The organism is Pseudomonas sp. LBUM1652 (genome assembly GCF_059716105.1).
The window spans coordinates 4,885,404-4,898,949 of the sequence record NZ_CP166804.1 but is presented as its reverse complement, the minus strand read 5'-3'; the positions used below and the strand labels follow the sequence as shown (position 1 = coordinate 4,898,949).

Annotated in this window: 15 protein-coding genes; 11 read left to right on the top strand and 4 right to left on the bottom strand. The window is 57.4% G+C overall.

The genetic code is table 11. The features are described from left to right. Together ACA069_RS22140 and ACA069_RS22135 are read right to left on the bottom strand one after the other, a co-directional pair. Positions 1 to 2,037 carry a sensor histidine kinase gene (locus ACA069_RS22140; RefSeq protein WP_187679776.1) on the bottom strand — a complete coding sequence of 679 codons (2,037 nt, stop codon included), beginning with the start codon at positions 2,035 to 2,037 and terminating at the stop codon, positions 1 to 3. A gap of 45 nt (positions 2,038 to 2,082) precedes the next feature. Continuing rightward, positions 2,083 to 3,000 carry a putative 2-dehydropantoate 2-reductase gene (locus tag ACA069_RS22135; protein WP_497615210.1) on the bottom strand — a complete coding sequence of 306 codons (918 nt, stop codon included), beginning with the start codon at positions 2,998 to 3,000 and terminating at the stop codon, positions 2,083 to 2,085. Between the two features lie 141 nt (positions 3,001 to 3,141). Between ACA069_RS22135 and ACA069_RS22130 the strand changes: the two genes are divergently transcribed. Both ACA069_RS22130 and ACA069_RS22125 read left to right on the top strand, forming a co-directional pair. Then, a complete protein-coding gene (locus ACA069_RS22130) occupies positions 3,142 to 3,627 on the top strand; it encodes a YajQ family cyclic di-GMP-binding protein (RefSeq protein ID WP_027619814.1) in 486 nt (161 codons plus the stop codon). Positions 3,628 to 3,781: 154 nt separating this feature from the next. Then, positions 3,782 to 4,624 (top strand): mechanosensitive ion channel family protein, encoded by an 843-nt coding sequence (locus tag ACA069_RS22125; RefSeq protein WP_489878879.1) that lies wholly within the window; start codon positions 3,782 to 3,784, stop codon positions 4,622 to 4,624. Between the two features lie 229 nt (positions 4,625 to 4,853). On the opposite strand, the gene ACA069_RS22120 is transcribed toward ACA069_RS22125, so the two are convergent. After that, positions 4,854 to 6,191, bottom strand: coding sequence for an OprD family porin (locus ACA069_RS22120; RefSeq protein ID WP_305439443.1), 1,338 nt, complete (start codon positions 6,189 to 6,191; stop codon positions 4,854 to 4,856). A 567-nt stretch (positions 6,192 to 6,758) separates the two neighbouring features. Between ACA069_RS22120 and ACA069_RS22115 the strand changes: the two genes are divergently transcribed. From ACA069_RS22115 to ACA069_RS22105, 3 genes are all read left to right on the top strand, one after another. After that, a complete protein-coding gene (locus ACA069_RS22115) occupies positions 6,759 to 6,986 on the top strand; it encodes a hypothetical protein (RefSeq protein WP_497615209.1) in 228 nt (75 codons plus the stop codon). 102 nt (positions 6,987 to 7,088) lie between these two features. Then, positions 7,089 to 7,514: an HIT domain-containing protein gene (locus tag ACA069_RS22110; protein WP_401268630.1), complete on the top strand. Its 426-nt coding sequence runs from the start codon at positions 7,089 to 7,091 to the stop codon at positions 7,512 to 7,514. Between the two features lie 3 nt (positions 7,515 to 7,517). Continuing rightward, positions 7,518 to 7,724, top strand: a complete 207-nt coding sequence (locus tag ACA069_RS22105; RefSeq protein WP_064119103.1) for a SlyX family protein — start codon at positions 7,518 to 7,520, stop codon at positions 7,722 to 7,724. Between the two features lie 71 nt (positions 7,725 to 7,795). On the opposite strand, the gene ACA069_RS22100 is transcribed toward ACA069_RS22105, so the two are convergent. Next, complete coding sequence (locus tag ACA069_RS22100; protein WP_401268629.1) at positions 7,796 to 8,398, bottom strand: cold shock domain-containing protein membrane protein; 603 nt, start codon at positions 8,396 to 8,398, stop codon at positions 7,796 to 7,798. Positions 8,399 to 8,709: 311 nt separating this feature from the next. On the opposite strand from ACA069_RS22100, the gene ACA069_RS22095 reads away from it, so the two are divergent. The 6 genes from ACA069_RS22095 to ruvC all read left to right on the top strand — a co-directional run bounded on the left by ACA069_RS22095 (position 8,710) and on the right by ruvC (position 13,484). Beyond that, positions 8,710 to 9,180 (top strand): Dps family protein, encoded by a 471-nt coding sequence (locus ACA069_RS22095; protein WP_034153422.1) that lies wholly within the window; start codon positions 8,710 to 8,712, stop codon positions 9,178 to 9,180. Between the two features lie 182 nt (positions 9,181 to 9,362). Then, entirely contained in the window at positions 9,363 to 9,704 is a 342-nt protein-coding gene (locus tag ACA069_RS22090; protein WP_187679769.1) for a ribbon-helix-helix domain-containing protein, read from the top strand. Between the two features lie 117 nt (positions 9,705 to 9,821). Then, the gene (locus ACA069_RS22085; protein ID WP_064119106.1) at positions 9,822 to 10,043 is read left to right on the top strand and encodes an FmdB family zinc ribbon protein; all 222 of its coding nucleotides are present in this window, start codon (positions 9,822 to 9,824) and stop codon (positions 10,041 to 10,043) included. 100 nt (positions 10,044 to 10,143) lie between these two features. Further along, positions 10,144 to 11,919, top strand: coding sequence for an aspartate--tRNA ligase (gene aspS, locus ACA069_RS22080; RefSeq protein ID WP_187679768.1), 1,776 nt, complete (start codon positions 10,144 to 10,146; stop codon positions 11,917 to 11,919). 132 nt (positions 11,920 to 12,051) lie between these two features. After that, the gene (locus tag ACA069_RS22075; protein WP_401268621.1) at positions 12,052 to 12,798 is read left to right on the top strand and encodes a YebC/PmpR family DNA-binding transcriptional regulator; all 747 of its coding nucleotides are present in this window, start codon (positions 12,052 to 12,054) and stop codon (positions 12,796 to 12,798) included. 158 nt (positions 12,799 to 12,956) lie between these two features. Further along, the gene (gene ruvC / locus ACA069_RS22070; protein ID WP_007951206.1) at positions 12,957 to 13,484 is read left to right on the top strand and encodes a crossover junction endodeoxyribonuclease RuvC; all 528 of its coding nucleotides are present in this window, start codon (positions 12,957 to 12,959) and stop codon (positions 13,482 to 13,484) included. Positions 13,485 to 13,546: the final 62 nt, after the last annotated feature.

Below are 13,546 nucleotides of genomic sequence, written 5' to 3'. Positions count from 1 at the left end.
TTACCTCGATAATTGATTGGTTTCTGGAGCGATGGCAGTGGGTTGGGCCAGCGGCAGGCGCAAGGTGAAACATGTGCCTTGCCCGGGCGCTGACTGCACTTCCATCTGCCCTTTGTGGTTGTTGGTGATAATGAAGTACGACACTGACAAGCCAAGTCCTGTGCCCTGACCGATTTCCTTGGTGGTGAAGAACGGTTCGAAGGTGCGTTTGCGCACGTTCTCGCTCATGCCGATGCCATTGTCCTCGACCTGAATCTCGGCCCACGGCGGATTGAGTCGGGTACGCAGGATGATCCGCCCCGGTTCGCTGTCGTCTTCGCGCTGATGAATGGCCTGTGCGGCGTTTTTCAATAGATTGAGCAGCACTTGTTCCAGCTCGTTGGCGGTGCCCGGCACCGGACCCAGCGCCGGGTCGAATTGGCGGATGATCGCCTGACCCTTGAAATCAAAACCGATGGCCAGATCGAAGTCGTTGCCGGCGATTTCAACCGCTTGATCAATCAGTGCCGGCAAATCGCACGGGGCCATTTGCCGGGTGCTGCGGCGGCTGAAACTGAGCATGTGAGTGACGATTTTTGCTGCCCGCGCTCCGGCCTGTTGAATGCCATCGAGCAGTTTCGGGACTTCCCGGCCTTGCAGATAACGGTTGACCGTGTCCAGTTCGATGCCCAGTTGCTCGGCGGTTTCGAGGTTCTTCGGCAGATCCGCTGACAGGCGCCGGCGGATGTTCTGCACGTTATGCAGGATCGCGCCCAGCGGGTTGTTGATTTCGTGGGCCATGCCCGCTGCGAGGCCGCCGACCGAGAGCATTTTTTCCGACTGCACCATCATTTCTTCCAGCGACAGGCGCTGGGTAATGTCGTCGATACGGATCACCACACCACGCCCGGCGCCGCCCATCAGCGGGTAGAACGTGAGTGCGTAATGCTTGGGCTCGTCGTCCTTGAACCAGGTCACGCGTTCGATTTTCGCCACGGTGTGTTGCTCGACGGTCTGCTTGAGTTGCGGCAGAAACGGTTTGAGCGGCTCGAAGGCGAGAAATATCGGCTGGTTCAGCGCTTCGTCGAGCCGGGTGCCGGAGAGGGCGCTGGCTTCCTGGTTCCATTGGGTGACGTAGAGCTGTTCATCAAGGGCGATCAGCGCCGACGGCATCGAGTCGATGATGCTGTTGAGGTAGTTCTGGAAACCGGTGAGTTTCTTCTCGATCTTGCTGCGTACCTGGACTTCCAGCTCCAGCTTGCGGTTGGTGTGGCGGGTTTCCTCGGCCAGGCCCTGGGCCTGATCGTAAGCCGCTTGTGAGTCGTCGCGGGCACGTTTGAGTTGCTGCTCGCGGGCTTCGATGCGCGACAGCATGGTGTTGAACGCCTCGGCGAGGCTGCCGATTTCGTCGTGGTTGCCGCGTGAAGCGCGCAGTGCGTAGTTCTCTTCACGGGTCACCTGACGCGACAACTCTTCAAGTTGATGAATCGGTCGGGTGATCAGCCGCTTGATCTGCCGGGCAATCACCAGCCACAGCAGCACGCTGAAAATCAGGATGCCAAGACTGGCCGTCAGCGTGCCGGTGTAGAACGCCATGGGCAATTCGCTACTGGCGACCAGTAATAGATGACCCGGCGCGGTGCCGGGGCGGGGCAAGGTGATCAACTGGTTGCTGCGAAACTCGGTGAGTTGCCAAGCCTCAATGTGCCGGTAACGTTCCGGCAGGTCGAGTTTGTCGCCGTGCTGCACTTGCGCGAGCCTTTCGCCCTTGCCGTCATACAGGGCGGCAGCGCGCAGTGGAGAATAGCTGTCGAGCTCCTTGAGCAGACGTTCTGCACTCTGCGGTGATTGCAGGGCTTCGCTGACAAGACTTGGGTTGGAGATCAGTCGGCCGATGGTCTGCAAGGCCTGAGGGGCCATGCTTTCCTGGGAGATGTAATAGGCGGCGCTGATAAAGGTCAGGTTGGCGACCAGCAAGACAGTGGTCAACAGCACCAGCAGGGCGGCCAGCAGTTTCTGGCCGACCGGCAGGTTTTCGAGGCGCTGGCGCAATGGCATCAGGTTTATCGCAGCAAAGGAACAAGTGGCCAGCGTAGCCGCTGCTCAGTCGCTGGGCAATCCGAGGCTGTGCAGATGAGCGACCAGTCGTTGCTGCAATTGACTGAGGTGCGGCAGGTTCAACTGGTGGCGCGCAGCGACTTTGCAGGCGTGGCCCAATAAATAGCTGATCTCGGTGCGGCGCTGGTTGGCCACATCCTGATACATCGATGAGTAATTGGCTGCGGTGGCCTGGATCACTCGCTCGACTTCCTGTTGCAGATTGTCGGCGGCTGACGGTTGGCCGCAGCGCTGCAGCAGTTCGGTCAGTTCGACGCACAGCGTGGCGATTTCGCAATGATGCGCCTGCAATCCGCCGTTGCGGCAGTTATGCAGCACGGTCAGCGGATTGATCGCGCAGTTGAGCGCCAGTTTGCGCCACAGCCGGGTGAGGATGTCGGTGCTCCATTCGTGGGGGATTTTTGCGGCTTGCAGATCATCCAGCCAGATTGGCGCGACCGGATGCGCGACATCGCCGAGCCAGGTGTAACCGTGACCGGCAAACACCACGCGCCAGTCACCGTCGCGGAAGGCGCCTTCGGTACTGGAGGCGCTGATGCAGCGCGCCTGGGGCACTTGCGCGGCGACAGCGTCCTGACTGCCGAGGCCGTTTTGCAGCAGGATCAGTTCGGCATCGGGCGCCAGGCGTGGGGCGAGGCGGGCGACCGCGCTTTCGGCGTCGTAGGCTTTGCAGGCCACCAGCAGGCGTCGGATCGGTTCGGGGTTGTCCGGGGTTTCGCCGGGAACTGCATAGGTGCGGGCTTGTCCCTGTTCCACAAGGGTCAGTCCACCTGCCGCTTCATAGCTGTGCAAGCGCTCGGTATCGCGCACGATCAGCCTGACCGGTAATCCGGCCCGGGCCAGCCGCGTAGCCCAGAGTGTGCCGAGACTGCCGGCGCCGAGAACATGCCAAAGGGTGGACATCAGTTTTTTGCTCGAATGGGTGCAGGCATGTGCGGCTCGCCGTGTCGTCAGGAAAAGACCCGTTATAATGAGCCCGATTTTAACCGCAAGCCAAGCGCGCTCCATCCTCATCGAGCGCGCCTTTTTTATTGGAGAGATTACATGCCGTCGTTCGACGTGGTATCCGAACTGGACAAACACGAACTCACCAACGCGGTCGAGAACGCCGTGAAGGAACTCGATCGTCGTTATGACCTGAAAGGTAAAGGCAGCTTCGAGTTCAAGGAAAAAGACCTGACCGTCAACCTGACCGCTGAAGCCGATTTCCAGCTGGAAGCGATGATCGAGATCCTCAAGCTTGCCCTGGTCAAGCGCAAGATCGACGTGCAGTGCCTTGAAGTCAAAGACGCTTACGCATCGGGCAAGCTGATGAAGCAGGACGCCGTGCTCAAGGAAGGGATCGACAAGGAGCTGGCGAAGAAGATTGTCGGCCATATCAAGGATGCCAAGCTCAAGGTGCAGGCCGCCATTCAGGGCGAGCAGGTACGTGTCACCGGCAAGAAGCGTGACGACCTGCAAGAAGCCATCGCGGCCCTGCGTGCCAAGGAATTCGGCATGCCACTGCAGTTCAACAACTTCCGCGACTAAGCTTTCTCATGCGGAACCTGTGGGAGCGGGCTTGCTCGCGAAAGCGGTGTGTCAGTCAACTTCATTATTGAATGGCACACCATTTTCGCGAGCAAGCTCGCTCCCACTTTTTATTTGTTTATAGCCCGGGTAGCCGGAAATCAGGAGATAGAACATGGATTTGAATGCTGAGGTGGACCACCTGGTCAAGGCATCCCAGGCGTGGATACCGATGATCATGGAATACGGCAGCCGTGTGCTGCTGGCAGTGATTACCCTGGCCATCGGCTGGTGGCTGATCAACAAGGTCACGCAAAAACTCGGCGGTCTGCTGGCCCTGCGTAACGCTGACCTGGCGCTGCAAGGCTTCATCAGCAGTCTCGCCAACATCATTCTCAAGGTGCTGCTGATTGTCAGCGTCGCTTCGATGATCGGTGTTGAAACCACTTCGTTCGTTGCGGCGATCGGTGCTGCCGGCCTGGCCATCGGTCTGGCCTTGCAGGGTAGCCTGGCGAACTTCGCCGGCGGCGTGCTTATTCTGCTGTTCCGTCCGTTCCGCATCGGCGACTGGATCGAAGCCCAAGGTGTGTCAGGTACCGTCGATAGTATCCAGATTTTCCACACCGTGCTGCGTACCGGCGATAACAAGACCATCATCGTGCCGAACGGTAATCTGTCGAACGGCATCATCACCAACACCAACCGTCAGCCAACCCGTAAGGTTGTCTTCGATGTGGGCGTGGATTACGAAGCGGATCTGCAAAAGGCCCGTCAGGTGCTGCTGGATCTGGCCAAGGATGAGCGTGTTCTGCAGGACCCGGCACCGCAAGCCGTAATCTCGACACTGGGCGACAGTTCGATCACGGTTTCCCTGCGTGTTTGGGTTAAAACTGCAGACTATTGGGATGTGATGTTCATGTTTAACGAGCAGTCCCGCGATCGTTTAAAGACCGCAGGCATTGATATTCCGTTTCCGCAGCGGGTTATTCGTGTAGTTCAGGAAACAGCTGCACAGTAACAACATTGATACCTGGCCTCGCGGTCAGTTAATTAATGTCATACCCAAGAGATGTTCACACTCTTGGGTTTTTTTATGTCTGTTGTGAAAGTTTGCTGGCTAATAGATAGCTGGCTAATGTTTTATGTCTGCAAACAAGTTAATGAGTGCATAAAAAAACCGCTCACCTGAATCCAGGTGAGCGGTTCTTGTTAGAGCAGGGCTCTAGTACGTCATCCTTACATCCCTATTAGAGGATGTTCAGAGGGTACTCAACGATCAGACGGGTGTCGTTATTGTCAGACGAGTAGCCGCTGTATGCGCCGTTGGAGCGGTACATGGCATAACGCAGACGGAACGACAGGTCTTTGGCTGGACCTTCCTGGATCACGTATTTGGACTCGGCGTTCCACTCGTTTTCCTTGCCTTCGCCCAAGCCGTTGGTGGTGATGTGGTCACCCATCACGTAACGGGTCATGAAGCTCAGGCCAGGTACGCCGTAAGTCTTCATGTTCAGGTCGTAGCGAGCTTGCCAGGAGCGCTCGTCGCGGCCCACGAAGTCGGAGATCTGAATGGAGTTGGCAACGAAGATGGTGCTGTTACCGTCAACGCCGTAGTAGTAAGCGTTGTCGCCGCTGGAGCGCTGGTGAGCGAGGGTAAACTTGTGAGCACCGATGCTGTACGCAGCAGCCAGGGACCACAGGTTGTTGTCCACACCAGTGGTGCCGTCGCCGATCGCGTCAACCAGGTCACCGCGGCTATCGCCTTTGGTGTGGTAGCCGTTGAAGTCGAAGTTCAGCGACTGCTCGTCGTTGATTGGCAAGGTGTAGTTCAGGTTGACGTAGTACTTCTTGAAGTAGTCGTCAGCGTCGGAAGCAGCCAGGGCACCGGTGAAGTTATCGGTGAAGGAGTAGCTGGCACCGAAGATGTTGATGTTGGTCAGGCCTTTGCCGCCATTGCCATCTTCATCTGGCAGGCCGCCGATGCTGTCACGGCCCATGCCTGTTTGCTTGCTCAGCGCTGTGAAGCGACCTGCGCTCAGTTCCAGACCTTTGATCTCTTTGGAAGTGATCAGGGTACCGGTGGCGACTTCTGGAATCAGACGGCTGTCGTCAGTGGCGAACACTGGGCTTGCAACAAATTGTTGGCCGTATTTCAGCACGGTGTCGGATACGCGGAATTTGACTGCGCCGCCGATTTTACCTTGGGATTTTTCAGGGTTGCCATCGCTGTCGTTGGCGAACAGGCCATTACCACGACGGCCCGAACCGCCGTCCAGTTTGACCGAACCCATGGCCATGGCATCGAGACCGAAACCTACGGTGCCTTGAGTGAAGCCCGACTCGTAAGTCAGCAGTTGGCTTACACCGGTGTCCTGGCGATAGCCACTTTTGAAAGTGCCGTCACCGTTGGAAACGTTACCCGCGCCGTTTTTGTAGTCGCGGTTCATGTATTCCATACGAGTCTTCAGTTTCAGACTCTGGTCTTCCAGGAAGCCTTTGGACTCGTCTTGGGAAGACGCCATTGCGAACTGCGAGGTGCCTGCTGCAACAGCCAGGGCGATCATGCTCCACTTCATCACGCGCATCGTGATTTGCTCCTTTGGTTTTTAGAAGAGTACTGCCGTCCCACCTGTTTTATTATCTGGGCGGCTCTTTCTTTTTGTGTCGGCGCAAACTTATATCACGCCGACATTGTTGGCGATACTTGCGAATCTAACCTTTCACCTTCTTTACGACGCTGTCGCAGATGGCTTGGTAGATGTCGCAAATTCACAGTACCGATGCAATCGGACCGGCAACTTTCTCGCTGTTTTTGTAGCCTTTTGCATCGCTAAAAAAGAGTCCCTGGCAAAACACTTGAATCTCCATCGGGCAACCCTGCCACTGTTTTTGTTGGGCTTAAGGCTCCCACTTCCCGTGGTGCGCTTATAGTCCATATGAGTACGAATGCAACAAACGTGCACAAACCGCGATATCGCTGCGGTTATTTTTCTGTGCACCTGTCTCTACCTGTAAAAACCTCATAAATACGGGGTGCCAAGCCGCTTTCTATCGGGGCTTGACGCGACTGTTCGTATGGTGTTGTCACACCGTGGCTGGCGCGCGACAACCAAAAACGTTACCGGTTCACCCCGCCAGTGAGTATTCGGCGGATGCCTGCCGCACTGAGCGTAGACGCACTGTGCGGTTTTGGTGCAAAAAAATTTACAGGCTGTACCGGATTCATACAGTTGAAGCATTGGGTGATTGTGAGCGGGTCAGGGTTTTTCGGTCATTTGAGCTTGCTGCTCGCTCGTTCTGGTTCTGTGCTGGTGCAGGTTGTCGATAAATGTCACATGTCGGGGCGTTCGCCGGGTGACAAATGGGCGCTGTCGTCGTGAAGGTCGGCGCATTCGCAGGTATGCTGCCGGTCTGTCGCTTGGTTCGCCGCTCGGTATGAGGGCCGCCAAGCTAATTATTCAGATCAGCCGGGAGTGCGCGCGGTGTTTGCTTTAGATTCACGACTTCAACAGGACACGCTGACCATTGGTGACTTCCCGCTCTGCCGTCTGCTGCTGTCCAACGACGCCAACTACCCGTGGTTCATCCTGGTGCCACGTCGGGACGATATCAGCGAGTTGTTTCAGTTGGATGTCGCCGATCAGCAGCAGCTCTGGCTGGAAACCACCGCGCTGGCGGAGTTGCTCAAGGACTTGTTCGATGCTGACAAGATGAACGTTGCGACCTTGGGTAATGTTGTCAGCCAGATGCACATGCATGTGATTGTGCGTAAACGCGATGATGCAGCGTGGCCGGCGCCGGTATGGGGCAAGCACGCGGCCAAACCTTATAGCGACGAACAGGTGGCCGCCATTCGCGAGCAATTGCGCGTGGTGCTGACCGAAGATTTCACATTTGTGGAGGGCTGAATCATGAGCCTTGAAGATCGCGTTACCGATCTGGAGAGCCGTCTGGCGTTTCAGGATGACACCATTCAGGCGTTGAACGACGTTCTGGTGGCGCAGCAGCGCGTGGTTGAGCGCCTGCAATTACAGATGGCTGCGCTGCTCAAGCGTCAGGAAGAGATGGTCGGCCAGTTCGAGTCCTTCGAAGAAGACGCGCCGCCACCGCACTATTGAGGCGAGCGCTTTTCATCGGGCATAAAAAAACCGCGAACAGCACGCTGCTCGCGGTTTTTTTTGGCCTTGGATCAGCGACGCGGCAGAGCGGCGATCACGTCCTCGGCTTGCAAACCCTTGTCCCGGTTCATCACCGAGAACTCGACGCGCTGGCCTTCGACCAGAACACGGTGGCCTTCGCCACGGATCGCACGAAAGTGCACGAAAATATCATCGCCGGAATCCCGGGAGATAAAGCCGAAGCCTTTGGAAGTGTTGAACCACTTGACGGTGCCGGTATCGCGGTTGGTCATGTCGTAGTTGGTCGGCGCGGCAGCCGGTGAAGATCGATAGAAGCTGACGGCCAGGTGCAGGATCACCGCAACCAGGGCAATCACCAGACTGAACAACACGGCGGGCTGGCCGGCGATGACAGGCATCGGTGCGATCAGGGTCAAGGTTTGCAGGACTACAGTCAGCACCAGAAGAGCGCTGACAAGGTTTTGCAGATGCTGGCGCGGGCCTTTGTTCCAGTAAGGAATCACTGGAGCGATCACCAGGTTCAGCAGGCCGAAAAAGGCCAGGTAAAGTGCATCGGGTTGTTGCAGGTAGGGAACGGCTTCGGATTTCAAACTAGGTATGAACGACAGCAGCAAGGCCGCTGCGCCCATTAGCAGGTGGACGATTTTCAACATTTTGATTGGCTCACGTTATGACGGCTCACAAGGAAGAGCTGAAGGCGCACGGTTCGCTTCGGAACAAAATAAGAGGCGGTGGACACGTACACGGCATCAGCCTATGCGCAACACCCCGGAAAATGGGGCATGGCGACACACTGCCTATTTAACAGCAAAGCCTGCAGCTACTCAAATCAGCCCGGCCAGCGGCAGAGAGTCGGTCTTTTTGTCGCAGTCTGTTCAGGCTTTCGGGGCTGCGGGCTGGCGATAGCCTTGCTAGAGTGGGGTTACACCTGTTGGATGAATTCAATCGCCGTTAGGGGGTAAACATGGCAATCGATATCGGTATCAGTGAAGAAGATCGCAAGTCCATCGTCGAAGGGCTGTCGCGGCTGCTGTCGGACACCTACGTGCTGTATCTGAAAACCCATAACTTCCACTGGAACGTCACAGGCCCGATGTTTCGTACGTTGCACTTGATGTTCGAAGAGCAATACAACGAACTGGCGCTGGCCGTGGACTCGATTGCCGAGCGCATTCGCGCGCTGGGCTTTCCGGCGCCGGGCGCTTATGCGACTTACGCACGTCTGTCTTCTATTAAAGAGGAGGTGGGCGTACCAAGCGCCGAGGACATGATCAAGCAATTGGTCGACGGTCAGGAAGCTGTGACCCGCACCGCGCGCGGTATTTTCCCGCTGCTCGACAAGGTCAGTGATGAGCCGACGGCCGACCTGCTGACCCAGCGTATGCAGGTTCATGAGAAAACCGCGTGGATGTTGCGCGCTTTGCTGGAAGCGTAACCCGTAAGCGCGGGCTTGCCTGAGGCCGGCTCGCGCGCTGTCCGCAATCTTACCGCTATCGTTGGCTTATCCTACGGTGATGGTCAAAAAGTCATCTGGATATAACTTTGCGTCTGCGCTTTTATGAAGTCACAGCTTGTGGCTTCCAAAACAGGCAGAGATGACAAAGGAGTGTCACCGATATGGTAGAGGGAGACAGGCGAGGCGACAGGATTGTCGGTTTGCAGCATGAATTGAAATTCGATCCGTTCGTCAACGATTTCGACATGTCACTGGTCCAGCCGCTGTCGCGATCCGTGCGTTTGAACGGATTCGCGACCTGCCTGCGACTGGAACAGGTTTATTGGAACATCCTTGGCAACATGGCAGCAGACAATTGTTGTTCGGTCAGTTCGTTATTGTCCCACGTCGACCGTGAAGTGCATCTGCGTCACGGCGGGGTGAAGAATTTCAGCGCGCTGGTGCGGGTAGTGTGCGTCATGAACAGCACCAAGGAAGCACTCCCATTGAAACAGCGGTTGTAAACGAGGTCGCGGCCTGTGCAGTCTTACGGCTGCACAGGCCGCATTTAATGGATATAATCCCGCTCTTTCGCCGCAAAGCCCTGCGCGCGGTGGCAATCTGATCGCCGAGACACCCCAATGCCGATGTACGATTACCAATGTGCTTCCTGTGGTCATCAGTTGGAAGCCATTCAAAAGATCAGCGAAGCACCGTTGGTCGACTGCCCTGCCTGCCAGGCGCCAGAGCTCAAGAAACAGCTGTCCATGCCGGGCTTTCGCCTCAGCGGCAGCGGTTGGTACGAAACCGATTTCAAGACCGGAACCAAGAAGAATCTGGCCGGTGGCGACAAATCTGACTAGGGTTCAAACCCAGGTCGAACGACACGCGTGAGTTTTCCGCACTGCTTCAGTGCGCCGGGATCTCCACCGAATTTCGAATTACGAGAAGCGAACCACTACCATGATGCGCAGCCACTATTGCGGCCAACTGAACGAAAGCCTGGAAGGCCAGGAAATTACCCTTTGCGGATGGGTTCACCGTCGCCGCGACCACGGCGGGGTGATTTTCCTCGATATCCGTGATCGTGATGGTCTGGCTCAGGTAGTGTTCGATCCGGATCGCGCCGAGAGCTTCGCCGCCGCGGATCGCGTGCGCAGCGAATACGTCGTGAAGATCACCGGCAAGGTTCGCCTGCGTCCGGCCGGTGCCACCAACGCCAACATGGCGTCGGGCATGATCGAAGTGCTGGGCTACGAACTGGAAGTGCTGAACGAGTCGGAAACCCCGCCGTTCCCGCTGAACGAGTTCTCCGACGTCGGCGAAGAAACCCGCCTGCGTTATCGCTTCCTCGACCTGCGTCGTCCGGAAATGGCCGAGAAGCTGCGTCTGCGTTCGCGCATGACCACCAGCATCCGTCGCTTCCTCGACGAGAACGGCTTCCTCGACGTCGAAACGCCGATCCTGACCCGCGCGACCCCGGAAGGTGCCCGTGACTACCTGGTGCCAAGTCGTACCCACGCCGGTTCGTTCTTTGCCTTGCCGCAATCGCCGCAGTTGTTCAAGCAACTGCTGATGGTCGCTGGCTTCGACCGTTACTACCAGATCGCCAAGTGCTTCCGTGACGAAGACCTGCGTGCCGACCGTCAGCCGGAATTCACCCAGATCGACATCGAGACCAGCTTCCTCGATGAAAAAGAGATCATGGGCCTGACCGAGCAAATGATCCGCAACCTGTTCAAGGAAGTGCTGGGTCTGGAATTCGGTGATTTCCCGCACATGACTTTCGAAGAAGCCATGCGCCGCTACGGTTCCGACAAGCCAGACCTGCGTAACCCGCTGGAACTGGTAGACGTTGCCGATCAACTGAAAGAAGTCGACTTCAAGGTGTTCAGCGGCCCGGCCAACGACCCGAAATGCCGCATCGCCGCACTGCGTGTTCCAGGCGGGGCGAGCATGCCGCGCAAGCAGATCGACGACTACACCAAGTTCGTCGGCATCTACGGTGCCAAGGGCCTGGCGTACATCAAGGTCAACGAGCGTGCTGCCGGTGTTGAAGGTCTGCAATCGCCGATCGTGAAAAACATCCCGGAAGCCAACCTGAACGTGATCCTTGATCGCGTCGGCGCGGTTGATGGCGACATCGTGTTCTTCGGCGCCGACAAGGCCAAGATCGTCAGCGAAGCTTTGGGCGCACTGCGCATCAAGCTCGGTCATGACCTTAGCCTGCTGACTTGCGAATGGGCACCGATGTGGGTTGTCGACTTCCCGATGTTCGAAGAGAACGATGACGGCAGCTTCTCTGCGCTGCACCACCCGTTCACCGCGCCGAAGTGCACGCCGCAAGAGCTCGAAGCCAACCCGGCTGGCGCCCTGTCTCGCGCGTACGACATGGTGCTGAACGGTACCGAGCTGGGTGGCGGTTCGATCCGTATCCATCGCAAGGAAATGCAGCAGTCGGTGTTCCGTCTGCTGGGTATCAACGAAGCGGAACAGGAAGAGAAATTCGGCTTCCTGCTCGACGCGCTGAAGTACGGTGCTCCGCCGCACGGTGGTCTGGCCTTCGGTCTGGATCGTCTGGTGATGCTGATGACCGGCGCCCAGTCGATCCGTGAAGTGATCGCCTTCCCGAAAACCCAGAGTGCTGCCGACGTGATGACGCAAGCACCGGGTGTGGTGGACGCCAAGGCACTGCGCGAGCTGCACATTCGTTTGCGCGAAACGCCAAAGGCTGAGTAAGACGGGCCTGAAGGCGCATCTTCGGATGCGCCTTTTTTCTTTCTATAGAGAAGAGAGCAGGTCGAGATTTTTTGGTTGCTGGCCGATGCATGAGCAGGCGGGCAACGTTTCAAAGAGAATTCGGAGCGAGTTATGGCAGGTCATTCCAAGTGGGCGAACATCAAGCACCGCAAAGAACGTCAGGATGCCAAGAGAGGCAAGATCTTCACCAAGTGGATCCGTGAACTGACCGTTGCGGCCCGTCAGGGCGGCGGTGATCCGGGCTCCAATCCGCGTCTGCGTCTGGCCCTGGACAAGGCGCTGAGCGCGAACATGAGTCGCGACATCATCGACCGTGCAGTGGCGCGCGGCGCCGGTGCGACAGAAGCGGACAACGTCGAAGAACTGACCTACGAAGGTTACGGCCCGGGCGGCGTGGCGGTAATGGTCGAGTGCATGACCGACAACCGCAACCGTACCGCAGCCGCTGTGCGCCATGCGTTCAGCAAGTGTGGTGGCAACCTTGGCACCGACGGTTCGGTCGCGTACCTGTTCGAGCGCAAGGGCCAGATCAGCTTCGCCCCGGGCATCAACGAAGACGCTCTGACCGAGGCGGCGCTGGAAGCCGATGCCGATGACGTGGTTACCCACGAAGACGGTTCGATCGATGTGTTCACCTCGTTCACCAGTTTCTACGCCGTGCGTAACGCCCTCGAAGCCGCTGGTTTCAAGGGTGATGATGCTGAGATCGTGATGCAGCCGACCACCAGCGCCGAGCTGGACCTGGAAGGCGCGGAGAAAGTCCTGAAGCTGATCGACATGCTTGAAGACCTGGATGACGTGCAGAACGTCTATTCCAACGCAGACATTCCGGAAGACGTGGCCGCTCAGCTCGGTTAAGAGCGACTACGATTCAATGTGGGAGCTGGCTTGCCAGCGATGGCGTCGGCACATCTGTTGAAGATGTTGCCTGACACACCGTCATCGCTGGCAAGCCAGCTCCCACATTTGTTATTCGTTGTATTGAATTTCGTGCTTTTTCCGAATCCGCAGGCGTTATGACTTTAATTCTTGGTATCGACCCCGGTTCGCGTATCACCGGTTACGGCATTGTTCGCGATACCGGCCGCGGTGGCTGTATCTACGTGGCCTCCGGTTGTATTCGCACTGGCGCGGGCGAGCTTCATGAGCGTCTGCAAATCGTCTATCGCGGCGTACGCGAAATCATTCAGACCTACGGCCCGGTCACCATGGGCATCGAAAAGGTGTTCATGGCGAAAAACGCCGATTCTGCGCTGAAACTGGGGCAGGCCCGCGGAGCCGCCATCGTCGCTGGCGCCGAAGAGAGTCTTGAAATCGCCGAATACACCGCGACCCAGGTCAAGCAGGCCGTGGTCGGTACCGGCGCAGCGAATAAGGAGCAAGTGCAGATGATGGTCATGCACATGCTCAAGCTGACCAGCAAACCGCAAATCGATGCTTCGGACGCTCTGGCGATTGCCATTTGTCACGCGCACACCCGTTCCAGCCTACTGCCGCATGGCTTGGGAACGGCACGCAGTCGTGGCGGGCGCCTGCGTCTCTGATAGCATCAGCAATCAAATTTCCCGGAAGGTGGGTTTTGCGCCTGTGTCGTCGGCCTGAAGCT

Coding starts and splice junctions, on each gene's coding strand:
- ACA069_RS22140 (WP_187679776.1), bottom strand. CDS start 2,037: ATGCCATTGCGCCAGCGCCTCGAAAACCTGCCGGTCGGCCAGAAACTG.
- ACA069_RS22135 (WP_497615210.1), bottom strand. CDS start 3,000: ATGTCCACCCTTTGGCATGTTCTCGGCGCCGGCAGTCTCGGCACACTC.
- ACA069_RS22130 (WP_027619814.1), top strand. CDS start 3,142: ATGCCGTCGTTCGACGTGGTATCCGAACTGGACAAACACGAACTCACC.
- ACA069_RS22125 (WP_489878879.1), top strand. CDS start 3,782: ATGGATTTGAATGCTGAGGTGGACCACCTGGTCAAGGCATCCCAGGCG.
- ACA069_RS22120 (WP_305439443.1), bottom strand. CDS start 6,191: ATGCGCGTGATGAAGTGGAGCATGATCGCCCTGGCTGTTGCAGCAGGC.
- ACA069_RS22115 (WP_497615209.1), top strand. CDS start 6,759: ATGCCTGCCGCACTGAGCGTAGACGCACTGTGCGGTTTTGGTGCAAAA.
- ACA069_RS22105 (WP_064119103.1), top strand. CDS start 7,518: ATGAGCCTTGAAGATCGCGTTACCGATCTGGAGAGCCGTCTGGCGTTT.
- ACA069_RS22100 (WP_401268629.1), bottom strand. CDS start 8,398: ATGTTGAAAATCGTCCACCTGCTAATGGGCGCAGCGGCCTTGCTGCTG.
- ACA069_RS22095 (WP_034153422.1), top strand. CDS start 8,710: ATGGCAATCGATATCGGTATCAGTGAAGAAGATCGCAAGTCCATCGTC.
- ACA069_RS22090 (WP_187679769.1), top strand. CDS start 9,363: ATGGTAGAGGGAGACAGGCGAGGCGACAGGATTGTCGGTTTGCAGCAT.
- ACA069_RS22085 (WP_064119106.1), top strand. CDS start 9,822: ATGCCGATGTACGATTACCAATGTGCTTCCTGTGGTCATCAGTTGGAA.
- aspS (WP_187679768.1), top strand. CDS start 10,144: ATGATGCGCAGCCACTATTGCGGCCAACTGAACGAAAGCCTGGAAGGC.
- ACA069_RS22075 (WP_401268621.1), top strand. CDS start 12,052: ATGGCAGGTCATTCCAAGTGGGCGAACATCAAGCACCGCAAAGAACGT.
- ruvC (WP_007951206.1), top strand. CDS start 12,957: ATGACTTTAATTCTTGGTATCGACCCCGGTTCGCGTATCACCGGTTAC.